The sequence below is a fragment of the Citrobacter sp. MGH106 genome (genome assembly GCF_001037495.1).
GTDB classification, from domain to species: Bacteria; Pseudomonadota; Gammaproteobacteria; order Enterobacterales; family Enterobacteriaceae; genus Citrobacter; species Citrobacter murliniae.
The window spans coordinates 2,960,374-2,982,084 of the sequence record NZ_KQ089822.1 but is presented as its reverse complement, the minus strand read 5'-3'; the positions used below and the strand labels follow the sequence as shown (position 1 = coordinate 2,982,084).

The 21,711-nt window shown below is 53.0% G+C and carries 21 protein-coding genes and 1 riboswitch; of the genes, 11 read left to right on the top strand and 10 right to left on the bottom strand.

The window, feature by feature from the left end; all coding sequences use genetic code 11:
• Positions 1-167 precede the first annotated feature (167 nt).
• Positions 168-2,189, top strand: a complete 2,022-nt coding sequence (gene uvrB / locus SK36_RS14000; protein WP_045441157.1) for an excinuclease ABC subunit UvrB — start codon at positions 168-170, stop codon at positions 2,187-2,189.
• Between the two features lie 90 nt (positions 2,190-2,279).
• Here the strand turns inward: uvrB and yvcK are convergent, their stop codons facing one another.
• On the bottom strand, positions 2,280-3,188 hold the full coding sequence (gene yvcK, locus SK36_RS13995; protein ID WP_045441158.1) for a uridine diphosphate-N-acetylglucosamine-binding protein YvcK: 909 nt from the start codon (positions 3,186-3,188) through the stop codon (positions 2,280-2,282).
• A gap of 264 nt (positions 3,189-3,452) precedes the next feature.
• A riboswitch (molybdenum cofactor riboswitch) is annotated at positions 3,453-3,598 on the top strand.
• On the opposite strand from yvcK, the gene moaA reads away from it, so the two are divergent.
• From moaA to SK36_RS13965, 6 genes are all read left to right on the top strand, one after another.
• Positions 3,586-4,575 (top strand): GTP 3',8-cyclase MoaA, encoded by a 990-nt coding sequence (gene moaA / locus SK36_RS13990; protein WP_045441159.1) that lies wholly within the window; start codon positions 3,586-3,588, stop codon positions 4,573-4,575. Its footprint overlaps the riboswitch before it by 13 nt.
• 21 nt (positions 4,576-4,596) lie before the next feature.
• A complete protein-coding gene (moaB, locus tag SK36_RS13985) occupies positions 4,597-5,109 on the top strand; it encodes a molybdenum cofactor biosynthesis protein B (protein WP_045441160.1) in 513 nt (170 codons plus the stop codon).
• A gap of 2 nt (positions 5,110-5,111) precedes the next feature.
• A complete protein-coding gene (moaC, locus tag SK36_RS13980; RefSeq protein ID WP_045441161.1) occupies positions 5,112-5,597 on the top strand; it encodes a cyclic pyranopterin monophosphate synthase MoaC in 486 nt (161 codons plus the stop codon).
• Positions 5,590-5,835 (top strand): molybdopterin synthase sulfur carrier subunit, encoded by a 246-nt coding sequence (gene moaD / locus SK36_RS13975; RefSeq protein WP_045441162.1) that lies wholly within the window; start codon positions 5,590-5,592, stop codon positions 5,833-5,835. The genes moaC and moaD overlap by 8 nt, the downstream gene beginning before the upstream one ends.
• A 1-nt stretch (position 5,836) precedes the next feature.
• Positions 5,837-6,289: a molybdopterin synthase catalytic subunit MoaE gene (gene moaE, locus SK36_RS13970; RefSeq protein ID WP_048221808.1), complete on the top strand. Its 453-nt coding sequence runs from the start codon at positions 5,837-5,839 to the stop codon at positions 6,287-6,289.
• A gap of 41 nt (positions 6,290-6,330) precedes the next feature.
• Positions 6,331-7,035 carry a Bax inhibitor-1/YccA family protein gene (locus SK36_RS13965; protein ID WP_040230421.1) on the top strand — a complete coding sequence of 235 codons (705 nt, stop codon included), beginning with the start codon at positions 6,331-6,333 and terminating at the stop codon, positions 7,033-7,035.
• Positions 7,036-7,090: 55 nt separating this feature from the next.
• Here SK36_RS13965 and SK36_RS13960 read toward each other — a convergent pair whose 3' ends face one another.
• From SK36_RS13960 to SK36_RS13950, 3 genes are read right to left on the bottom strand one after another with little or no spacing between them, the layout of a single operon-like run.
• Positions 7,091-8,053, bottom strand: a complete 963-nt coding sequence (locus SK36_RS13960; RefSeq protein ID WP_048221807.1) for a lysylphosphatidylglycerol synthase domain-containing protein — start codon at positions 8,051-8,053, stop codon at positions 7,091-7,093.
• On the bottom strand, positions 8,053-9,294 hold the full coding sequence (gene clsB, locus SK36_RS13955) for a cardiolipin synthase ClsB (protein WP_045441165.1): 1,242 nt from the start codon (positions 9,292-9,294) through the stop codon (positions 8,053-8,055). The genes SK36_RS13960 and clsB overlap by 1 nt, the downstream gene beginning before the upstream one ends.
• Complete coding sequence (locus SK36_RS13950) at positions 9,291-10,052, bottom strand: endonuclease/exonuclease/phosphatase family protein (protein WP_048221806.1); 762 nt, start codon at positions 10,050-10,052, stop codon at positions 9,291-9,293. The genes clsB and SK36_RS13950 overlap by 4 nt, the downstream gene beginning before the upstream one ends.
• Before the next feature lie 130 nt (positions 10,053-10,182).
• Between SK36_RS13950 and SK36_RS13945 the strand changes: the two genes are divergently transcribed.
• On the top strand, positions 10,183-10,593 hold the full coding sequence (locus SK36_RS13945; protein ID WP_045441167.1) for a YbhQ family protein: 411 nt from the start codon (positions 10,183-10,185) through the stop codon (positions 10,591-10,593).
• Here SK36_RS13945 and SK36_RS13940 read toward each other — a convergent pair.
• From SK36_RS13940 to cecR, 5 genes are read right to left on the bottom strand one after another with little or no spacing between them, the layout of a single operon-like run.
• The gene (locus tag SK36_RS13940; protein WP_045441168.1) at positions 10,555-11,661 is read right to left on the bottom strand and encodes an ABC transporter permease; all 1,107 of its coding nucleotides are present in this window, start codon (positions 11,659-11,661) and stop codon (positions 10,555-10,557) included. The two genes, SK36_RS13945 and SK36_RS13940, sit on opposite strands and share 39 nt — an antisense overlap.
• 10 nt (positions 11,662-11,671) lie before the next feature.
• Entirely contained in the window at positions 11,672-12,805 is a 1,134-nt protein-coding gene (locus SK36_RS13935; RefSeq protein ID WP_048221805.1) for an ABC transporter permease, read from the bottom strand.
• Positions 12,798-14,534, bottom strand: a complete 1,737-nt coding sequence (locus tag SK36_RS13930) for an ATP-binding cassette domain-containing protein (RefSeq protein WP_048221804.1) — start codon at positions 14,532-14,534, stop codon at positions 12,798-12,800. Before SK36_RS13930 ends, SK36_RS13935 begins: the two co-directional genes overlap by 8 nt.
• Complete coding sequence (gene hlyD, locus SK36_RS13925; RefSeq protein ID WP_048221803.1) at positions 14,527-15,522, bottom strand: secretion protein HlyD; 996 nt, start codon at positions 15,520-15,522, stop codon at positions 14,527-14,529. The genes SK36_RS13930 and hlyD overlap by 8 nt, the downstream gene beginning before the upstream one ends.
• Positions 15,519-16,196, bottom strand: a complete 678-nt coding sequence (gene cecR / locus SK36_RS13920) for a transcriptional regulator CecR (protein WP_048221802.1) — start codon at positions 16,194-16,196, stop codon at positions 15,519-15,521. Before cecR ends, hlyD begins: the two co-directional genes overlap by 4 nt.
• A 228-nt stretch (positions 16,197-16,424) precedes the next feature.
• On the opposite strand from cecR, the gene rhlE reads away from it, so the two are divergent.
• Positions 16,425-17,771 carry an ATP-dependent RNA helicase RhlE gene (gene rhlE / locus SK36_RS13915; RefSeq protein ID WP_048221801.1) on the top strand — a complete coding sequence of 449 codons (1,347 nt, stop codon included), beginning with the start codon at positions 16,425-16,427 and terminating at the stop codon, positions 17,769-17,771.
• 34 nt (positions 17,772-17,805) lie between these two features.
• Here the strand turns inward: rhlE and SK36_RS13910 are convergent, their stop codons facing one another.
• Complete coding sequence (locus SK36_RS13910) at positions 17,806-18,540, bottom strand: GntR family transcriptional regulator (RefSeq protein WP_048221800.1); 735 nt, start codon at positions 18,538-18,540, stop codon at positions 17,806-17,808.
• A gap of 202 nt (positions 18,541-18,742) precedes the next feature.
• Here SK36_RS13910 and SK36_RS13905 point away from each other — a divergent pair, with 202 nt between their 5' ends.
• Together SK36_RS13905 and SK36_RS13900 are read left to right on the top strand one after the other, a co-directional pair.
• Positions 18,743-20,095, top strand: coding sequence for a class-II fumarase/aspartase family protein (locus tag SK36_RS13905; protein WP_048221799.1), 1,353 nt, complete (start codon positions 18,743-18,745; stop codon positions 20,093-20,095).
• Positions 20,096-20,128: 33 nt separating this feature from the next.
• A complete protein-coding gene (locus SK36_RS13900; protein ID WP_048221798.1) occupies positions 20,129-21,550 on the top strand; it encodes a DASS family sodium-coupled anion symporter in 1,422 nt (473 codons plus the stop codon).
• The last annotated feature ends 161 nt before the right edge of the window (positions 21,551-21,711 follow it).

The window sequence follows — 21,711 nt, the reverse complement described above, 5'->3', positions numbered from 1 at the left end:
TATCTCGTCAGCGCCAAAATTTTCGTCCACAGTGACGGGCTTTCTGATGGCGTAACAGATATATTCTGGCGCGTTACTGTTTTTTCATCCAGTATATTTTACTGGCAAAATGTACGACTGCGAGTAAAATTACACACCTGCCCGCCCATTGCTTCAGGTAGCTGCTCATGAGTAAACCGTTCAAACTGAATTCCGCTTTTAAACCCTCTGGCGATCAGCCTGAGGCGATTCGTCGCCTGGAAGAAGGGCTGGAGGATGGGCTTGCGCATCAAACGCTGCTGGGCGTAACGGGGTCGGGAAAAACATTCACCATTGCCAACGTGATAGCTGACTTACAGCGTCCCACAATGGTGCTGGCGCCTAACAAGACGCTGGCAGCCCAGCTATATGGTGAGATGAAAGAGTTCTTTCCGGATAATGCGGTTGAGTATTTTGTCTCCTACTACGACTATTATCAGCCGGAAGCGTATGTGCCGAGTTCTGATACGTTTATCGAGAAAGATGCGTCGGTAAACGAGCATATTGAGCAGATGCGACTGTCGGCGACCAAGGCGCTGCTGGAGCGTCGGGATGTGGTGGTCGTGGCCTCGGTTTCCGCGATCTATGGTTTGGGTGACCCGGACTTGTATCTGAAAATGATGCTGCACCTGACGGTGGGGATGATTATCGATCAGCGGGCCATTCTGCGCCGTCTGGCGGAGTTGCAATATACCCGTAACGATCAGGCATTCCAGCGCGGTACTTTCCGTGTGCGCGGTGAAGTGATCGACATCTTCCCGGCTGAGTCTGACGATATTGCGCTGCGCGTGGAGCTGTTTGATGAAGAAGTTGAGCGTCTGTCACTGTTTGACCCGCTGACCGGGCAGGTTGAATCAACCATCCCGCGCTACACCATCTATCCTAAAACACACTACGTGACGCCTCGCGAACGCATTGTGCAGGCCATGGAAGACATTAAAGTCGAGCTGGCCGAAAGACGTAAAAACCTGCTGGCGAACAACAAACTACTGGAAGAACAGCGCTTAAGCCAGCGTACGCAGTTCGATCTGGAAATGATGAACGAACTGGGATACTGCTCTGGCATTGAAAACTATTCCCGTTATTTGTCCGGGCGAGGGCCAGGCGAGCCGCCGCCGACGTTGTTTGATTACCTGCCAGCCGACGGTCTGTTGGTAGTGGATGAGTCCCACGTCACCATTCCGCAAATTGGCGGGATGTATCGCGGCGACCGGGCGCGAAAAGAGACGCTGGTCGAGTACGGGTTCCGTCTGCCGTCTGCGCTGGATAACCGCCCGCTGAAGTTTGAAGAGTTTGAAGCACTGGCGCCGCAAACCATCTATGTGTCTGCGACACCAGGTAATTATGAACTGGAGAAATCCGGTGATGAAGTGGTCGATCAGGTCGTACGACCAACCGGTCTGTTGGATCCGGTTATTGAGGTGCGTCCGGTAGCGACGCAGGTCGACGATCTGCTCTCTGAAATTCGTATCCGCGCGGCGATTAATGAGCGCGTACTGGTCACGACGCTGACCAAACGGATGGCGGAAGATCTCACGGAATACCTCGAAGAGCACGGCGAGCGAGTGCGCTATCTGCACTCGGACATCGACACCGTGGAGCGGATGGAAATCATCCGTGACCTGCGCCTGGGCGAGTTTGACGTGTTAGTCGGCATCAACCTGTTACGTGAGGGCCTGGACATGCCTGAGGTCTCTCTGGTGGCGATTCTGGACGCAGATAAAGAAGGGTTCCTGCGTTCTGAGCGATCGCTTATCCAGACCATTGGTCGTGCGGCACGTAACATCAACGGAAAAGCGATCCTCTACGGCGATAAAATTACCGCCTCGATGGCGAAGGCGATTAGTGAAACCGAACGTCGTCGCGAGAAGCAGCAGCAGTACAACGAAGAGCACGGTATTACTCCTCAGGGACTGAACAAGAAAGTGGTCGATATTCTGGCGTTGGGTCAGAATATTGCCAAAACAAAAGCCAAAGGCAGAGGGAAGTCTCGCGCCGGGGCGAAGTCTGAAGTGGTTGAGCTGGATATGACGCCGAAGGCGCTGCAGCAGAAAATCCATGAGCTGGAAGGGCTGATGATGCAGCATGCGCAGAACCTGGAGTTCGAAGAGGCAGCACAGATCCGTGACCAGTTGCATCAGCTTCGCGAGCTGTTTATTGCGGCGTCTTAACGCGTTGCCGGATGGCGGGGTAAACCCCTTATCCGGCCTACAAACGTCAAGGTCGGTGTAGGCCTGATAAGCGTCATCAGGCAAATTAGCTCAGCCTAAAGCCTGTACCACTTTTTCCAGCGCGGTGTGCAATAGCTGGCGGTCGTGGCGATAAGGAATATCGCTGGCTTCCAGCACGTCCTGAATCACAATGCGGTCAGTAACGGCTGAAACATCCACCTTCGGCCCCACAATTACCGCATCAATGACCTTCTTCCCGACGTACTGTTCGATGATTGCCAGCTTATCTCTGAGCGTCAGGCTGGCGGCTGGCAGGCTTAATTCACGCCCCAGATTGCCAATATAAACCATCGGTGCCGGAGTGCGACGCAATGCCTGCGCCAGTTCATCGAGCAGCAGGATCGGCATCAGGCTGGTGTAAAAGCTGCCCGGTCCTATCAGAATCAAATCCGCTTCCGCGATAGCTTCAATCGCTTCCCGCGTGGCCGGGACCTTTGGCGAAAGCATCAACTCCTGAGGGGGAATAGTGAGCTGATCAATATTCACTTCGCCATAGACCTCATGTCCCTGATCGTCGATAGCCATAAGATCCACCGGCAGCTCTGACATCGGAATTAAATGCGCATCCACTTTCAGTAGACTGCGAATTAAATTGATGGCTTCCAGAGGCCGCACGCTCAGGTGATCCAGCGCCTTTAACATCAGATTTCCGAGGTTATGCCCGGAAAGCTCGCCATTACCGCCAAAACGGTACTCAAACATGGCGGATGCGACGCTTGGCTGGGTAATTAACTGGTTCAGGCAGTTACGCATGTCTCCCCAGGCAATACCCCCTTCGGAGCGCCGAATGCGGCCTGTGGAACCGCCATTATCGGTGGTGGTAACAATGCCCGTCAGGCGTGAGCCTAAAGGGGAAAGTGAAGAGAGAACGCGTCCTAATCCATGCCCTCCGCCGAGAGCGACAACGCGATCCAGATCTGCCAGCGTGCGAGTACGCATATATTTTCCTGATATCAATTTATCAGCGTACAGTAGCGTAAATTGCGTGTTTTCAGCAATTAGCCAGCGGGTTTCAGAGAAAAAATTTTCTGTGATCTACCTCTTTCTGACGAGGCTCACCTTACGACAAGATGATGTATATCAATGCAAAAGTGTGGTTTTTACTTATTCTGTAGCGAAAATGCACGATCATGTCGTTATATACATGTTTATACAGCGAAAGTGTACATGGCAAAACTACCATTTACACGCTAGTATCGGCATAACCACAATAAACACTCTAGCCACTGCACCTGGGTCAAATGATACGGTGCTTTGGCCGTGACAATGCTTATATGAGATTGTCACCAGGGCGCAGGAAGAAATGACTTCGCCTCCCGTATTTGGAAAGGTGTACATGGGCTCTCAACTTACTGATGCTTTCGCTCGTAAGTTTTACTACTTACGTTTGTCGATTACCGATGTGTGTAACTTTCGTTGCACCTACTGTCTGCCGGATGGCTATAAGCCCGGCGGCGTTACCAATAACGGCTTTCTGACCGTTGATGAAATTCGTCGTGTCACACGTGCGTTCGCCAGCCTGGGAACGGAAAAAGTGCGTCTGACGGGAGGCGAACCGTCCTTGCGTCGCGACTTTACCGACATCATCGCCGCCGTGCGTGAAAATGACGCTATCCGTCAGATTGCGGTAACCACCAACGGGTACCGTCTGGCGCGGGATGCCGCTACCTGGCGCGAAGCGGGACTCACGGCGCTGAACGTCAGCGTCGACAGCCTTGATGCTCGCCAGTTTCACGCCATTACCGGACAGGACAAATTTCAGCAGGTAATGGCTGGTATTGATGCCGCATTTGATGCCGGTTTTGAAAAAGTGAAAGTGAACACCGTGCTGATGCGCGACGTGAACCATCATCAACTGGACACCTTCCTTGCCTGGATCCAGCCGCGTCCAATTCAGTTGCGCTTTATTGAACTGATGGAAACCGGCGAAGGCAGTTCTCTCTTTCGTAAACACCATATCTCCGGGCAGGTTCTGCGCGATGAACTGCTGCGTCGCGGCTGGATCCACCAGCTACGTCAACGCAGCGACGGTCCGGCGCAGGTTTTCTGTCATCCTGATTATGCCGGCGAGATCGGCCTGATCATGCCTTATGAAAAAGACTTCTGCGCCACCTGTAACCGTCTGCGCGTTTCATCAGTCGGCAAACTTCATTTGTGTTTATTTGGTGAAGGCGGCGTTAGCCTGCGTGATTTGCTGGAGGATGATGCGCAGCAGCAAGCGCTGGAAGAGCGTATCTCTGCCGCTCTGCTAGAGAAAAAGCAAACCCACTTCCTGCATCAGAACAATACCGGCATAACCCAGAACCTCTCATATATCGGTGGATAATCTACAAAAAGGAGATTAAAGATGAGTCAGGTAAGCGCTGAATTTATCCCGACACGCATTGCTATTCTTACTGTTTCCAGCCGTCGTGGTGAAGAAGACGACACTTCAGGTCATTATTTGCGTGACTCTGCACTGGAAGCAGGTCATCAGATTGTTGATAAGGCAATTGTCAAAGAGAACCGTTACGCTATTCGCGCCCAGGTGTCTGCCTGGATTGCCAGCGACGACGTGCAGGTAGTGCTCATTACTGGTGGCACGGGGTTGACTGAAGGAGACCAGGCGCCGGAAGCGCTGCAGCCGTTGTTTGACAGAGAAGTCGAAGGTTTTGGCGAAGTGTTCCGTATGCTCTCTTTTGAAGAGATTGGTACTGCGACGCTGCAATCCCGTGCGATTGCCGGGGTCGCCAATAAAACGCTGATTTTCGCTATGCCGGGTTCGACTAAAGCGTGTCGTACCGCCTGGGAAAACATTATTGCGCCGCAGCTTGATGCCCGTACACGTCCGTGTAATTTCCACCCACATTTGAAGAAATAAGTATGTCGCAACTGACTCATATTAACGCCGCTGGCGAAGCGCACATGGTGGATGTCTCCGCCAAAGCGGAAACCGTACGTGAAGCGCGTGCTGAAGCATTCGTCACCATGCGCAGCGAAACTCTGGCAATGATTATCGACGGTAGCCACCATAAAGGCGACGTTTTCGCTACGGCCCGAATTGCCGGTATCCAGGCGGCCAAACGCACCTGGGATCTTATCCCGTTGTGTCACCCACTGATGCTCAGCAAGGTTGAAGTTAATCTGCGCGCCGAGCCGGAGCACAACCGTGTGCGCATTGAGTCGCTGTGTCGTCTGACCGGTAAAACCGGTGTCGAAATGGAAGCTTTAACGGCGGCATCGGTGGCTGCGTTGACCATCTACGACATGTGCAAAGCGGTACAAAAGGATATGGTGATTGGTCCGGTGCGGCTGTTGGCGAAAAGCGGCGGCAAGTCGGGAGATTTTAAGGTGGATGCGCATGATTAAAGTTCTTTTCTTTGCCCAGGTACGTGAACTGGTGGACACGGATGCGTTAGACGTCACAGCAGAATTTCCTACGGTAGAGGCGCTGCGCCAGCATCTGGCCGCCAAAAGCGATCGTTGGGCGCTGGCTCTCGAAGACGGCAAACTGCTGGCTGCGGTTAACCAGACGCTGGTCAGCTTTGATTATCCCGTTAAAGCGGGAGATGAAGTCGCCTTCTTCCCGCCGGTAACCGGAGGCTGAGATGGCTGAAACGCGAATTGTTGTTGGACATGCTCCGTTTAGCGTCGGGGAAGAGTATCCCTGGCTGGCAGAGCGCGACGAAGATGGCGCGGTGGTCACTTTCACCGGTAAAGTCCGGAACCACAACCTCGGCGACAGCGTAAAGGCGTTAACGCTGGAACACTATCCTGGCATGACCGAGAAAGCGCTGGCAGAAATCGTTGAAGAGGCGCGCGAACGCTGGCCGTTAGGTCGCGTAACGGTTATACATCGCATCGGCGAACTGTGGCCTGGGGATGAAATCGTCTTCGTCGGCGTAACCAGCGCACATCGCAGCAGCGCGTTTGATGCCGGCCAGTTCATTATGGATTATCTGAAGACTCGCGCGCCGTTCTGGAAGCGTGAAGCAACGCCGGAAGGCGAACGTTGGGTGGACGCCCGTGACAGCGATAAACAAGCAGCAAAACGCTGGTAGAGTACAATTGTTGTAGGCTCATACTGATTCAGGAGATTGTCATGGACCGATTCCCACGATCCGATTCTATTGTACAGGCCCGTTCCGGTCTGCAAACGTATATGGCGCAGGTGTACGGCTGGATGACCTGTGGGTTGTTACTGACGGCCTTTATTGCGTGGTATGCGGCGAATACGCCAGCGGTAATGATGTTTGTCTTCTCAAGCAAAATTACCTTCTTTGGGCTGATTATTGCCCAGCTTGCGCTGGTGTTTGTTCTTTCGGGCATGGTGCAAAAGCTCAGTGCCGGAATGGCGACCACGCTGTTCATGCTCTACTCGGCATTAACCGGCCTAACGCTGTCGAGTATCTTTATCGTTTATACCTACTCGTCTATCGCCAGCACCTTTGTGGTTACCGGCGGAATGTTCGGCATCATGAGTCTGTATGGTTACACCACCAAACGCGATCTCAGTGGTTTCGGCAATATGTTGTTTATGGCGTTGATCGGCATAGTGCTGGCTTCGTTGGTTAACTTCTGGCTGAAGAGTGAAGCGCTGATGTGGGCGGTGACCTACATTGGAGTGATCGTGTTTGTCGGCCTGACTGCCTATGACACGCAAAAGCTGAAAAATATCGGCGAGCAGATCGACTTGCGTGACAGCTCTAACCTGCGTAAATACGCGATTCTCGGGGCGTTAACGCTGTATCTGGACTTCATCAACCTGTTCCTGATGCTGCTGCGTATTTTCGGCAATCGTCGTTAAATATCTGTTGCCGGATGGCGGTGTTAACAATGCTATCCGGCAATAAATCTCACGGCTATTTTGCCATCGCCTTCTCGTTCTTTACCCGCAGCTTTTTCGCCCGACTCTCCAGTACCAGATAACACACCAGCGCCAGCAGCAACGGAATAAAATAGTAGAGCACCCGGTACGCGAGCAGGGCGGCGATGATCAAGCCTTGCGAGGTCTCTTCTCCTGCCAGCAAGGCGATAAATACGGCTTCAAGTACACCGATCCCCGCAGGAATGTGCACGATCACCCCGGCAATACTGCTCACCAGTAGCACCCCGAGTACAAAGAAATAATCCACGCCCTGGCCTAACAGCAGCCAGATAATTGCCCCCATGACCATCCAGTTGGTACTGGATATTGCCATCTGAACAAGGGCGAATTTCCATGATGGAAGTACCAGTTTTTGACCTTTAATCGTGATGTGGCGATGTTTGGCAAATGCGCAAAACCACAGATACACGACAATAATCAGCAGCAGCGACACGCCCAGAATGCGTAGCGTAAGCTCATCGATATACCAATGCGCGGGTAACTGAACGACGCCGAAGGTAAAAATAAAACCGCCCAGCAGGATGTAGCCCAGCCAGTTGGTGGTAATACTGAGCGAGAAAATGCGCGTGATAGTACTTCCCGGCAATCCAAGGCGCGAGTAGAGCCGATAGCGCATCCCAATACCACCGACCCAGGTACTTAATGTCAGGTTGAAGGCGTAACAGATAAACGATACCAGCATTACCTGGCGTTTTGACAGTTTATGCCCGCAATAATACCGTCCGAGCAGGTCATAAAAGCCATAGAACAAATAGCTGACGATCACGAGTCCAATCGCGCTGAGCAGGGCGAGCCGATTGTAATCACGGATAACCGTCCATACCTCTTCCCAGTTCACCTTGCTGGCATAAATAACCAGTAACACGATGACTGCTATAAAAAATAGCCAGGTGAGGATTTTTTTCGCTAACCGCCAACGCGGATGAGATTTTGCCATCAGGGTTTCCCTCCGGCATCTTCTGCCTGAATGCGATCCTGTGTTTCCATAGTGGGCTGGGCAGGCGGCTCAACCTGGGCAAGGCGCGGAGTGTGTGCGGGTAACCAGCCGACCAGCGCCGGAAAATGGCGCAAAAAGTGGAATGCCATCACGCTCTTGGTCAGATTCCACCAGGTGCGTTTTGGAAGCATGGATTCATCAACGCGTTTGCAGTCTTGCGCAATAATAGGGTCCAGATTGTCACGCAGGGTCTGGTTAAAGGCGCGGTCATGAATAATGATATTTGCTTCCAGGTTGAGCGACAGGCTGAGTGGGTCGAGATTGCTGGAGCCAACCGTTGCCCAGTGATCGTCCATCAGTGCCACTTTGCCATGAAGAGGTTTGCGTCGGTATTCATAAACGTGGACGCCGCCCTTCACCAGATAGTTGTACAGCAGGCGAGCACCAACCTTTACAATCGGCATATCCGGCTCCCCCTGGACGATAAGCTTCACCCGTACCCCGCGTCGTGCAGCTTTGCGCAGCGCATGCAGCAGTCGATAACCTGGGAAGAAATAGGCATTGGCAATGATCACTTCCCGTCTGGCCTGAGTCAGCATTTTCAGATAATGACGTTCAATATCATCGCGATGTTCTTCGTTATCGCGCCAGACAAACAGCGCCTGCGCTTCGCCAGGTTGACGATTCTCAATCGCCCGATGATGGCGCCGCCACCAGCGGCGTACGGCGCTTTGTCCTGGCAGGTTTTCCAGTACAAATGTCAGGATATCGACCACGATAGGACCCTCAACCCGCACGGCATAATCCTGCTTGGCTTCAGGGCCATAATCAGACATATGTTCGGCGGAATAATTAATTCCGCCGACGAAGGCGACGCGATCGTCAATCACGACTATTTTGCGATGCATCCTCCGAAACAGGTTAGTGCGCATGCCCAGCAGGCGAGGGCGCGGATCGTAATAACGAAAAACAATTCCGGCGGCGGTCAATTCGTCGACAAAACGATCGCTGAGATCTGGTGAACCGTAGCCGTCCAGTAGCACTTCTGCTTTGATCCCGCGTTGAGCGGCTCTCAGCAGCGCAGCATGCAGCCGTATTCCGACTTCATCTTCAAACCAGATAAAGGTCTCAAGGATTATCTTTTGTTGTGCCTGCTCAATAGCTTCAAAGACGGCGGGATAGTATTGGTCGCCATTTTCCAGTAGCTGAATTTGATTGCCTTCACGCCAGCCATTTTTCATAAATGAATCTCCGCGCTGAGGGGGGCATGGTCAGACAAATGTCGCCAGTTGTGGAGAGCCAGCGCAGTTGGCGTACTGGCGTTGGCATTTTTTACGTAGATCCTGTCGAGGCGTAGTAGCGGCAGATGCACCGGAAAGGTTCGCGCCGGGCGTCCGTGGGCCCGGGTAAAAATCTCTTCAAGACCGGCCTGGGCTTTCAACGGATGATTAGCCTTTTGCCGCCAGTCGTTGAAATCCCCGGCGACGACGACAGGTTCGTCATCGGGCAGGGCATTTACCCAATCGGCCAGCATTGACAACTGTGCCTGGCGATGAGCTTCACGTAACCCAAGATGTACGCACATCACATGGATAGGGCGAGGTAACATTGGCGGCACGATGCGACAGTAAAGCACGCCGCGTTTTTCACTTCCCCCGACTGAAACATCGCGATTTTCATCATGTTCGATGGGATAACGTGACAATACCGCATTGCCGTGATGCCCTTGTGGATAAACGGCATTACGCCCGTAGGCAAAGTCGCTCCACATCGTATCAGCCAGAAATTCGTAGTGTGTGGTATCCGGCCAGTTCTCCACATGCAGCGGGTGAATGTCGTGCGCTCCCATCACTTCCTGCAGACACACAATATCCGCACCGACCGTCCTGACGGCATCACGTAGCTCAGGCAAAATAAAGCGTCTGTTAAAGGCGGTAAAACCTTTATGCGTATTAATAGTGAGCACATTGAATGAAAATTGATCGGTTGGTTCGGTCATGGGTCTCCTGTCGGCGTCATTTTTCTTTTAAATAGTGTAGTCGGCGTCACAAAAGGATGCGGTGTTACGGAATTTTCCGTAAAGTCCGGTACTCTGAATAATTAGTTAAAAATCCTTCAGGAGAAAAGCCATGAGGTGGCAACAACGTGTTCGTGTCGCAACGGGTCTTAGTTGCTGGCAGATTGTGTTGCATTTACTGGTAGTGGCGTTGCTGGTAATGGGCTGGATGAGTGGCACGCTGGTGCGCGTCGGTCTGGGATTATGCGTCATTTATGGCGTAACAGTTTTACTGATGCTGGCGTTACAGCGTCATCATGAGCAGCGCTGGCGCGATGTGGCCGATGTGCTGGAAGAGCTCACGACCACGTGGTATTTCGGTGCGGCGATGATCGTACTGTGGCTGCTGTCCCGCGTGCTGCAAAATAACGTGTTACTGGCACTGGCGGGACTGGTTATCCTTGCCGGCCCCGCAGTGGTCTCACTGCTGGCGAAAGACAAGAAACTACATCACTTTGCGTCTAAACATCGCATACGCCGCTGAACCGGTTGTGGCCGCAATAACCAAAAGCGGCCACAAACTTCCCCAGACAATCTTCAGACTCGCATCCTTCAGGTAAATCTGTTTCGTGATGTCCGTGAAATGGCGGATAGGATTTATCCACGTCAGGTTCTGCAACCATACCGGCATATTTTCGACCGGAGAGACGTACCCTGAGAGTAAAATTGCGGGCATCATAAAGACAAAAACGCCGATAAATGCCTGTTGCTGTGTTGAGCACAGCGATGAAATCAGTAAACCAAAGCCCACCAACGACAACCCATAAATCACCATCGTAAAGTAGAACAACCCCAGCGAGCCGGCAAAGGGGATGTGATACGCCCAGATGCCAATTGCCAGCACGATGGTGGCCTGAAAAGTGGCAACGATCAGCGCAGGCACCGCTTTACCGATGAAAATCTGCCAGGTGGTGAGCGGGGAAACCAGCAGTTGGTCCAGCGTACCTTGTTCGCGCTCGCGGGCAACCGACAGCGAGGTGACGATCATTACGCCGATAGTGGTGATCATGGCGATCAGTGACGGCACCACGAACCATTTATAATCCAGATTCGGGTTATACCAGTTACGCACCACCAGTTCACTGTTGTTCGGTTTAGCTTTACCCTCCATCAGCTCCTGCTGGTATTCTTTGACGATCTGCTGCAGATAATTTGCGGCGATCTGCGCGCTGTTAGAGTTACGCCCGTCGAGGATTAGCTGCATGGGCGCCTGCTGGAAGGTATCCAGATTGCGCGAAAAATCGGCCGGAAAACGCACCAGCAGTAGTGCTTTTTGCGTGTCGATGGTGGGCTGGATCTCCTGCGGATTTTTCAGCAGCAGGATATGAGTAAAGGCGCTGGCGCGGGAAAAACGCTGGGTTAACTCCACCGAATGTTTGCCGTTGTCTTCGTTATAGATGGCGATAGTGGCGTTGGTCACTTCCAGTGTTGCAGCGAAAGGAAACAGGATGACCTGAATCAGCACCGGTAAAATCAGGATTGCGCGTGTCTGCGGCTCGCGCAGTAGCGATTGCAGCTCTTTGCGAATTAATGTCCATAAGCGATGAAACATGCCTGTCCCCTTAATCCAGCCGACGTTTGGTTTTAAGCCACGTCAGACCAATAAACATCACCGCCGAAGCGATTAAAAACAGCACGTTGATAATCAACACTACCGGAATATTTCCCGCCAGAAACAGACTTTGCAAGGTACTGACAAAATAACGGGCGGGGATAATGTAGGTCACCGCGCGGATAATTGCCGGCATGCTGTCTATCTGGAAGATAAATCCCGACAGCATAATCGACGGCAGGAAAGCGGCGTTCAGTGCCACCTGTGCGGCGTTAAACTGATTGCGGGTGATGGTGGAGATCAGCAATCCCATCCCTAACGTGCTGAGCAAGAACAGGCTGGTGATAAAAAACAGGATCAGCAGCGAACCGCGGTAGGGAACACCAAGAATAAACACCGACACCAGCATGCAGAGCAGCATCGCCAGCATGCCAAGAAAGTAATAGGGGATCAGTTTGCACAGCAGTAATTCGACGCGGGTCACTTCAGTAGAGAGCAGTGCTTCCATCGTCCCGCGTTCCCATTCTCGCGCAACCACTAATGAGGTGAGGATCGCGCCAATCACCGTCATAATGATGGTGACTGCGCCAGGAATAATAAAGTGCTGGCTGATGGCCGCCGGGTTAAACCAGTAGCGCGTTTGCACGTCAATCAGCGGCTCGAATGATTCTCCCCGATCTTCCGCCCGTTGTTTTTGCCAAATCTGCCAGATGCCTTCCACATAGCCCTGCACAAAGTTAGCTGTGTTGGGTTCGCTGCCATCGGTGATCACCTGGATCGGGGCGATGTCGTTTGGCCGCGCCATCTGCTGAGCAAAATCTACCGGGATAACCACCAGTCCGCGAATTCGCCCGGCCTGCATCTTCTCAATCAATTCCTTGCGGCTATCGCTAATGGTGGCGTCAATATATGGCGAGCCGGTCATGGCGTGGGTAAAGTCCAGTGCCTCTTCGCTCTGTTGTTCGAGCAGAATCCCCACCCGAAGCTTGCTGGAGTCGAGGTTAATGCCGTAGCCGAAGATAAACAACAGCAGTAGCGGGATCACCACGGCAATCAGCCAGCTACTGGGGTCGCGAACGATCTGGCGCGTTTCTTTCACACACAGCGCACGCACGCGTCGCCAGGAAAGAGTATGGTTACTCATGCGCATGCTCCTTATCCCAGTCATTGATAAGCGTGATAAACGCCTGCTCCATGGTCGGGTCCGGCGTATCATTATCAGCGGCTTGCGCTTTCAGGTCATCCGGTGTGCCGCTGGCAATCAGCTTACCGCGATACACCAGTCCGATACGGTCACAATATTCCGCCTCGTCCATAAAATGGGTGGTAACCATCACCGTAACGCCTTTTTCCACCATGCTGTTGATATGCAGCCAGAACTCCCGGCGGGTGAGGGGATCGACCCCGGAGGTCGGTTCATCAAGGAACAGGATATCGGGTTCATGCATCAGTGAGCAGGCCAGCGCCAGACGCTGCTTAAACCCCAGAGGCAACTCGTCAGTGGCATGGGAGGCGATGCTTTTCAGGCCGAACGCCTCGCTCATACGATCAATTTTTTCTTTCTGCGCACGACCGCGCAGGCCGTAAACGCCAGAGAAAAAGCGCAGATTCTGTTCAACCGTCAGGTTGCCATACAGGGAGAATTTCTGCGCCATATAGCCTAAATGTTGGCGCGCTTTCCCTGAACTGACTTTCAGGTCCATATCCAGCACCAGTGCTTTACCGGAAGTGGGGACCAGCAGGCCACACATCATTTTAAAGGTGGTGGATTTGCCAGCCCCGTTTGGCCCTAACAGGCCAAAAATTTCACCGCGCTGTACGGCGAAATCCACATGGTCGGTGGCGGCAAAGTCGCCAAATTTTTTGGTCAGCGCTTTGGCCTCAATGACCGTTTCACCCGCTTTTCCTTCCACGGTGTGCAGGATGGCGCCCAGCGGAGATTCAGAGGTTCCCGCTCCGCCGAGCAAATCGATAAAGGCGTCTTCGAAGCGTGGGGCAGTCCCGGTGATATTAATCTCCGGCATGCCATCGGCATGACGAATATCATCCGCTGTCGCCTCTTTTTTCAGGATCAGTCGAACAGATTTGCCCTGAATCATCCCGTCGCTGACCTGCGGCAGTTTTAACGCCCGTTGCAGCAGCTTCCGGTTGTTTTCCTGCGGACTGCTCATTAAAAAGCTACGTCCCGCCATGGTTTGCGTAAGTCGGGTCGGTTCGCCCTGATACAGCAGTTCACCTTCGTTCATCAGCAGCACATCACGACACTGCTCGGCTTCATCAAGATAGGAAGTGCTCCAGAGGATCAGCATGCCGTCCCCGGCCAGTTCGTGCACCATTTGCCACAGTTCGCGACGAGAAATGGGGTCCACACCAACGCCTGGTTCATCCAACAACAGAACTTTTGGCTCACCAACCAGGGTACAGGCAAGACCCAGCTTCTGTTTCATCCCGCCGGAGAGCTTTCCTGCCAGACGCCCGGTAAATGGCTCCAGTGAGGTAAACTCCAGCAGACGGGCAAAGGTCTCTTTGCGTTTTTCACCGGTCACGCTACGTAAATCGGCATAGAGATTGAGATTCTCCATGACGGTCAAGTCTTCATACAGGCCAAATTTTTGCGGCATGTAGCCCAGCACTGCATGCAGCGCGCTATCGTCTTTTATCGGGTCAAAACCGATCACTGTCGCGCTACCGTCATCTGGCTTCAACAGGCCCGCCAGCATACGCATTAAGGTCGTTTTCCCTGCGCCGTCTGGCCCTACAAGACCGGTGACATAGCCAGCGTGAATGGTACAGTCGAGCGGTGCAACCGCCGGCTTTTCCAGGCCTTTGAAGCGTTTGACCAGTCCACTAAGCGTAATGACGGCGTCATTCATGCCGCGCCTCGTCACTGAGTTTCACCGTGACAGGCATCCCCTGGCGTAATGCATCATCCGCATCTGTCACAACAATACGCAGGCGATAAACCAGGTCGGTACGCAGGTCCGGGGTTTCAACCGTTTTGGGCGTAAACTCTGCGGTAGGAGATACAAAGCCTATTTTACCGTGATACGGTTTATCCGGACGGCCATCGGTATAGAGCAGAATTTCTCGTCCTGGCTGTGCCTGGCTCAGATTACGTTCGTCAACATAGGCGCGAACCCAGACCGGGCGGGTAAGCGATAGTGTCAGCACGGTGCCGCCCGCGTTCAGCATGCTGCCGGGTTCGACCGCTCGGGTTAGCAACGTGCCGTCAGACGGTGAAGTGAGAGTTGTATCATGCAAATCAAGTTCAGCCTGCGCCAGCTGGGCCTGAGCTTGTTCGAGTGTTGCTTTCGCCTGGGCGATATCCTGTGGGCGGTTACCGCTGCGATATTGCGAAAGTTTATCCTGGGCAGATTTCAGTGTGGCCAGCGCCTGGTCGCGTGCAGAACGGGCGTTTTCCAGGTCATTGGCGGAAATCGTGCGACTTTTCCACAATCCTGACTGGCGGTTGTAGAAGTTTTGCGCGTAATCGTATGCCGCCTGAGCCTGTTTCACGGCTGCTGCGGTTTGTGCGATCTCTTCCTCACGATACCCTGCCAGCATCAGGTCGTATTGCGCCTGTGCAGCGGCAACATTGGCTTTTGCCTGCATCAGTGCGTTTTCGTATGGGGCATGGTCCAGCTCGCCCAGCACCTGACCGGCGGTAATGGCATCACCTTCGTCAACGGCCAGCGAGGCCAGTCTGCCACCAACACGAAAACTTAAGTTGACGCTACGGATGTCGACATTGCCGTACAGGGTCAGGCCGTTATCTTGTCGGCTTTGATACCACCACGTTCCACCGGCAATCACGGCCACGAGTGTCGCGATAACCAGCCCAAGAACGACAGGTTTTTTCATGAGTCCAGACTCCTTTGCGTTAAACCTTGCAGAATAAGATCGATGTGAAAGATGACCGTTTGGGAAATCAGCGCGGCTTTATCTTCATCAAATTGTGACCAGCCAGTGCGTAACAGTATGGTTTCTTTACCCAGCCGGAAGGCCAGTACCTCGCCGAGTATGGCGTGGGTGTGCAGGATCATTTGGGTATCGTTGGCATCGCAGCCAGTATAGGCAGCAATCAGGCGTGTCAGGTGTGTATGTAGAGGATTGAGTACCTGATCGTGCACCAGTTGATAAGCGGCGGTGGGCGAAAGCTGCTCACGCGAAATAAATTTACTCAGATTAACGGTGTCGTCCTGGGTTAACAGCATGATCATATTTTTGCAGGCGCGCAGAATAAGTTCGCGCATTGCCGCCCGATCCGGCTCTGGCTGGGCAAACAGGCGCTCAGCTTCCTCTGCGTGGGGACGAAACTGTGAACCGATAAAATCAGCAATCCACTGGGCGCAGGAAAGATATAAATCTTCTTTTGAACCAAAATAGTAGGTAATTGCGGCAATGTTCTGCCCGGCCAGGGCGGCAATATCGCGCGTCGTCGCGTGCAGGCCATACTCACCAAATTGTGCCAGCGCGGCGGCAATGAGCTGGTTCTTTGCCTGTTCACCTTTTGTTGTCATGGTTGGTGTATTCATTGCACGGTCATAATCTTAATCAATCGATTGATTAAGATTATGACTGATGTTCGATATTGTCCAGTGTGGTGGTTTATTTTGTTTTTTCGGCTGGCGGGATAATTTATGCGGTACATCACAAAAACTGCTACACTCCGCCCCTTCATGACATTGTGGTTTTTGTCATCTCTTTTGCGAGTATCTCCCTGAAAACGACACCGGTAACGGTCGGGGCGGTTCGGAGTAGTTATGTCTTTTGATTCCCTTGGTTTAAATCCTGATATTTTGCGCGCCGTTGCCGAGCAGGGTTACCGTGAACCAACCCCTATTCAGCAGCAGGCAATTCCCGCAGTGCTGGAAGGCCGTGACCTGATGGCCAGCGCCCAGACTGGTACAGGTAAAACAGCAGGCTTTACCCTGCCGCTGCTACAACATCTTATTACCCATCAGCCGCATGGCAAAAGCCGTCGCCCGGTGCGTGCGCTGATTCTGACACCAACGCGTGAACTGGCTGCGCAGATTGGTGAAAACGTCCGCGATTACAGTAAGTATCTGAATATCCGCTCACTGGTGGTTTTTGGCGGTGTGAGTATCAACCCGCAAATGATGAAACTGCGTGGCGGCGTTGACGTGCTGGTGGCGACTCCCGGTCGTTTGCTCGATCTGGAACATCAGAACGCGGTCAAACTGGATCAGATTGAGATCCTGGTGCTGGATGAAGCGGACCGTATGCTGGATATGGGCTTTATCCATGATATTCGTCGCGTACTGGCAAAATTGCCGGCAAAACGTCAGAACCTGCTGTTCTCTGCAACGTTCTCTGACGATATCAAAGCGCTTGCTGAAAAGCTGCTGCATAACCCGCTGGAAATTGAAGTGGCCCGTCGTAATACCGCTTCTGAGCAGGTTACTCAACACGTTCATTTCGTTGATAAAAAACGCAAGCGCGAATTGTTGTCGCAGATGATTGGCCAGGGTAACTGGCAGCAGGTACTGGTCTTTACCCGTACCAAACATGGCGCTAACCACCTGGCAGAACAGCTGAATAAAGACGGCATTCGCAGTGCAGCCATTCACGGTAACAAATCTCAGGGTGCGCGTACGCGTGCGTTGGCCGATTTTAAATCCGGTGATATTCGGGTTCTGGTGGCGACCGATATCGCCGCGCGCGGACTGGATATTGAAGAACTGCCGCACGTAGTGAACTACGAGCTGCCGAACGTGCCGGAAGATTATGTACACCGTATTGGTCGTACCGGCCGTGCGGCGGCAACGGGTGAAGCGTTATCTCTGGTGTGCGTCGATGAGCACAAACTGTTGCGTGATATCGAGAAGCTACTGAAAAAAGAGATCCCACGTATTGCTATCCCGGGCTACGAGCCGGACCCGTCCATCAAAGCTGAGCCGATCCAGAACGGACGCCAACAGCGTGGCGGTGGTGGTGGCCGCGGACAGGGTGGTGCAGGGCGTGGTCAGCAACCGCGTCGTCAGGATGGCGGAGCGCCAAAAGCGAAGCCGCGCATCAGTGAAGGCAAACCGGCAGGCGATAAGCCTCGTCCGCCACGTCGTCCTCGCAGACCGTCTTCAGCACAGTAATCGAATGAAAAACCTGCCATGTCGGCAGGTTTTTTTACTCACCTGAACTCTGCGGTTTCAGCACGATTGAGCAGGTATACCGTCCTGCCGGGTGAATCGAAATCGTCGTTTCAAATACCTTTCCTTCCCTGTCCATATAGCGACGCACAATTCTCATCGCCGGTGAATCAGGTTCTACGTTGAGGATTTTCGCCACCTTTTTAGGCACGCCCACGGCTGTAATCGTCTGATGTACCTCATGGCTTTTAATACCGTAATGGGTTTCGATCAAATCGCTAATTAACGAGTGTGGATCGTTGCGGATGTAAGCGCGCAGCTTGGCGTAATCCGTACTGGCATAACTGTCGGTCCAGCAGATTGGCGCGTCCGGGTTTTGCGCATCTTCGCGGGTGCTGGCAATGTGCAGCCAGCGGGAGCCCGGCGGACAACCAATCATCTGGGAAAGCTCAATATCCGCGACAATTTCATCGATTTTTTTAATCACGCGCAGATTGTTTTTCGCCAGCAGTAACAGATCTTCAAGATGCGATAATGGGTGGTTGACGCCGTTTGCCTGTGGTTCGCAAACGCGGGTTCCTGCGCCTTTACGGCGTGAAATCAACCCCTGTTCCGTTAATTCCCTCAATGCCTCTCGTATGGTGTGGCGGCTGACCTGCCATGTTTCACACAGCTCCATTTCTGTGGGAAACAGCGAGCCTGGGGCAAAAGTACCCACCGATATTTGCTGCGCCAGTTCACGTGCTATTCGCTTGTACAGAGATTCTTTCATCGCAGTTTCATCAAAAAATTAATGATCTTCATCACAAAAATATGTACGGACTATTCCATACATTCCTCGTGAATACTATAAATGTCCGTACATTTAAATGTACGGACATTGTTGTATGTCTGGACATTGTGGCGGTCTTTGTTCTTCCAACAAACGGCCTGAAACACGCATCTTATCATTATCAGATTTTCCAGGGGGATTTATGGCTTCGAATGTGCTTGATTCTGTTCTGTTCAGGGATTCTTTCGGTACACCTGCAATGCGCGCGGTGTTTGACGATCGCGAACTGGTGCGCAAATACGTGGAAGTGGAAGTGGCATTAGCTAAAGCCCAGGCACGCTGTGGCGTGATACCCGAAGCTGCGGCGCAGGAAATTGCTGAGAAATGCAATGCCGATACGCTTGATTTTGATTTGCTGCGTCATGAAACCGAAATTGTGGGTTATCCGATCCTGCCGCTGGTGCATCAGATTTCAAAACAGGCCGGAGAGTCCGGCGGTTACGTGCACTGGGGGGCGACCACCCAGGACATTATGGACACTGCGGTAGTGCTGCAAATTCGTGATGCTTTTGCATTAATCGAATCCGATATGGACAAACTTCGTGCGGCGCTGGCCGATCTTGCTCGTCGGTACCGCGATACGCCAATGGCGGGGAGAACTCATCTGCAGCAGGCGCTGCCAGTGACCTTCGGTTATAAAGCTGCCATTTGGCTGGATATGTTCGAACGCCATGCCGAGCGTCTTGCTCAGGCGCGTCCACGTGTGCTGGTCGGTGAATTTGCTGGCGCAGCCGGTACGCTGGCATCGTTGGGCGATATAGGGCTGGCGGTACAAAAAGCCATGATGGAAGAGCTGGGACTCAATGTACCTACATCTACCTGGCACGTCGCGCGCGATGGTTTTGCTGAAGCCGTAAACCTGCTGGCGGTTATGACTGGTTCTCTGGGCAAGATCGCTTATGACGTGATGCTGATGGCATCAAACGAGTTTGGCGAACTGTACGAGCCGTTTGTTAAAGGACGCGGCGCCAGCAGCACCATGCCGCAGAAACGAAACCCTATCTCCAGTGAGCTGATGCTGGCCTGTGCCAAAGGCGTACGTCAGCAAGCAGGGCTCATGCTGGATGCGATGGTACAGGACCTGGAACGGGCAACCGGGCCGTGGCATGCCGAGTGGATTGCTATCCCGGAAAGTTTCGTCCTCAGCGCGGGGGCGTTGCATCAGGCCAACTTTATGCTGGGGGGGCTGGTGGTTGATGAAGCGGCGATGAAACGTAACCTCGGTATGACCAATGGTTTGATTGTGGCCGAAGCGGTCATGATGGGTTTGGCGCCATATATTGGCCGTCAGGATGCGCATGACGTAGTGTACGACGCCTGCCGTATCGTTAATGAACAGGGGGGACGACTGGCCGATGTACTGAATGCGATGCCGTCAGTCTCAGAACGTCTGGATCCGCAGTTGATTGAGGAGCTGACCGACCCGGCAAATTACCTGGGGATGGCACCCGCGATGGTCGATCAGGTGCTGGCCAAATATATGTCGCGGAAATGAATTATCTCGGGCTAACGGAATAAGGATATTTTTATGTCAACGAATTCTGTCACGGGAAAATCCATTCTGTCATTCCTGATACCGCTGGCGATTGGCGGAATCATTTGGTTTTATCCCGTACCTGAGGGGCTGACGCCTCAGGCCTGGCATATGTTTGCTATTTTTGCCGCCACTATTGCCGCCATTTTGACCCAACCGCTCCCTTCGGGGGCGGTCATGTTGATTGCGCTTTGCGTGGTGATTTTTACCAAAACATTGCCAGAGGCGAAAGCGCTTTCCGGGTTCGCTTCCGGCACGGTATGGCTCATCTTCTGCGCCTATGTCCTTTCTCTGGGGTTTGTCACCTCGGGTCTGGGGAAACGTATTGCGTATAAGATGCTGTCGCTTTTTGGCGGTAGCAGTCTGGGTATCGCCTACTCGCTGGGGGTTTCCGATCTGATTATGGCCCCGGCAATGCCGTCGGTGACCGCGCGTTCCGGGGGGATTATTTTCCCTATCACGCGTTCAATTAATGATGTGCTGGGTTCGGCTCCTGGGGTAACGGGCAAACGTATTGGCGATTTCTTAACCATGGTGTGCTTTCAGTTTACGCCGATTACCGGGGCGATATTTCTCACCGGGATGGCGGCGAATCCGCTGGTGGCGAGCCTGGCGAAATCCTCATTAGGCGTTGAGATAACCTGGGGCGGGTGGTTTGTTTCCGCAGTGGTCCCGGCGATGGTTTGTTTTTGCCTGATGCCGCTATTGGTTTATAAGTTGCTGGATCCTGAGCTTAAGCGTACGCCAGAGGCAAAAGCGATGGGTAAGCAGGCGCTGGGGGAACTCGGCGCGATGAGCAGCAACGAGAAAAAAGTCGCTTTCGGCTTTGTGCTGGCGTTGGTTGGCTGGGGCACCAGTTTGATCACAGGATTGTCTGCGACGTCAGTCGGACTGGGATTGGCTGCTTATCTGTTCGCCTCGGGCGCCGTGAGCTGGAAAAGCCTGCTCAATGACCATGCGGCCTGGGATACGGTGATCTGGTTTAGCGTCATTATCAGCCTCGCGACCGGGCTTGCCGATCTGGGCTTCATTAAATGGATGACGATCAAACTGGGTAGCGGTATTCAGGGATTTGGCGCGATAGAGTCCTTTATTATGTTGGGGATCCTCTATATTTACGTCCATTATCTCTTTGCAACCGCGACCGGACATGTAGCGGCGCTGTACGCACCTTTTGCGGCCACCGCGATCGCTGCAGGCGCACCGCCGATGATGGTGGCTATTTGCTTCGGTATTTTCAGCAATCTGATGTGGGGTAATACGGAGTATGGCGGCGGACCTGGCCCAATCTATTTTGCGCAAGGTTATTTTGAACGACCGCGCTTTTACAAAATCAACCTCTGCGTGGTGACGGTGAATGTGATTATCATTTTTGCCGTGGGTATGCTGTGGTGGAAGCTACTGGGATACTATTAACCGATACGCTTATTCGGCCTGCAATATGTATAAATGCAGGCCGGATAAGGCGTAAGCCGACATCCGGCAAAGTGAACCCGAGTTGCGAAGCGCTTTCCAGTTTGGGGGAAAAAGGTACATCCAGCGCCTGAAATGTGCCACAATAGTGGCTGTTTATACAG

Excerpts from the sequence above, each read along its gene's own strand:
- hlyD (WP_048221803.1), bottom strand. The coding sequence starts at position 15,522 with ATGAAAAAACCTGTCGTTCTTGGGCTGGTTATCGCGACACTCGTGGCC.
- rhlE (WP_048221801.1), top strand. The coding sequence starts at position 16,425 with ATGTCTTTTGATTCCCTTGGTTTAAATCCTGATATTTTGCGCGCCGTT.
- SK36_RS13965 (WP_040230421.1), top strand. The coding sequence starts at position 6,331 with ATGGACCGATTCCCACGATCCGATTCTATTGTACAGGCCCGTTCCGGT.
- SK36_RS13945 (WP_045441167.1), top strand. The coding sequence starts at position 10,183 with ATGAGGTGGCAACAACGTGTTCGTGTCGCAACGGGTCTTAGTTGCTGG.
- moaB (WP_045441160.1), top strand. The coding sequence starts at position 4,597 with ATGAGTCAGGTAAGCGCTGAATTTATCCCGACACGCATTGCTATTCTT.
- moaA (WP_045441159.1), top strand. The coding sequence starts at position 3,586 with ATGGGCTCTCAACTTACTGATGCTTTCGCTCGTAAGTTTTACTACTTA.
- moaE (WP_048221808.1), top strand. The coding sequence starts at position 5,837 with ATGGCTGAAACGCGAATTGTTGTTGGACATGCTCCGTTTAGCGTCGGG.
- yvcK (WP_045441158.1), bottom strand. The coding sequence starts at position 3,188 with ATGCGTACTCGCACGCTGGCAGATCTGGATCGCGTTGTCGCTCTCGGC.
- moaC (WP_045441161.1), top strand. The coding sequence starts at position 5,112 with ATGTCGCAACTGACTCATATTAACGCCGCTGGCGAAGCGCACATGGTG.
- SK36_RS13935 (WP_048221805.1), bottom strand. The coding sequence starts at position 12,805 with ATGAGTAACCATACTCTTTCCTGGCGACGCGTGCGTGCGCTGTGTGTG.
- SK36_RS13930 (WP_048221804.1), bottom strand. The coding sequence starts at position 14,534 with ATGAATGACGCCGTCATTACGCTTAGTGGACTGGTCAAACGCTTCAAA.
- SK36_RS13905 (WP_048221799.1), top strand. The coding sequence starts at position 18,743 with ATGGCTTCGAATGTGCTTGATTCTGTTCTGTTCAGGGATTCTTTCGGT.
- cecR (WP_048221802.1), bottom strand. The coding sequence starts at position 16,196 with ATGAATACACCAACCATGACAACAAAAGGTGAACAGGCAAAGAACCAG.
- SK36_RS13900 (WP_048221798.1), top strand. The coding sequence starts at position 20,129 with ATGTCAACGAATTCTGTCACGGGAAAATCCATTCTGTCATTCCTGATA.
- SK36_RS13940 (WP_045441168.1), bottom strand. The coding sequence starts at position 11,661 with ATGTTTCATCGCTTATGGACATTAATTCGCAAAGAGCTGCAATCGCTA.
- clsB (WP_045441165.1), bottom strand. The coding sequence starts at position 9,294 with ATGAAAAATGGCTGGCGTGAAGGCAATCAAATTCAGCTACTGGAAAAT.
- moaD (WP_045441162.1), top strand. The coding sequence starts at position 5,590 with ATGATTAAAGTTCTTTTCTTTGCCCAGGTACGTGAACTGGTGGACACG.
- SK36_RS13910 (WP_048221800.1), bottom strand. The coding sequence starts at position 18,540 with ATGAAAGAATCTCTGTACAAGCGAATAGCACGTGAACTGGCGCAGCAA.
- uvrB (WP_045441157.1), top strand. The coding sequence starts at position 168 with ATGAGTAAACCGTTCAAACTGAATTCCGCTTTTAAACCCTCTGGCGAT.
- SK36_RS13950 (WP_048221806.1), bottom strand. The coding sequence starts at position 10,052 with ATGACCGAACCAACCGATCAATTTTCATTCAATGTGCTCACTATTAAT.
- SK36_RS13960 (WP_048221807.1), bottom strand. The coding sequence starts at position 8,053 with ATGGCAAAATCTCATCCGCGTTGGCGGTTAGCGAAAAAAATCCTCACC.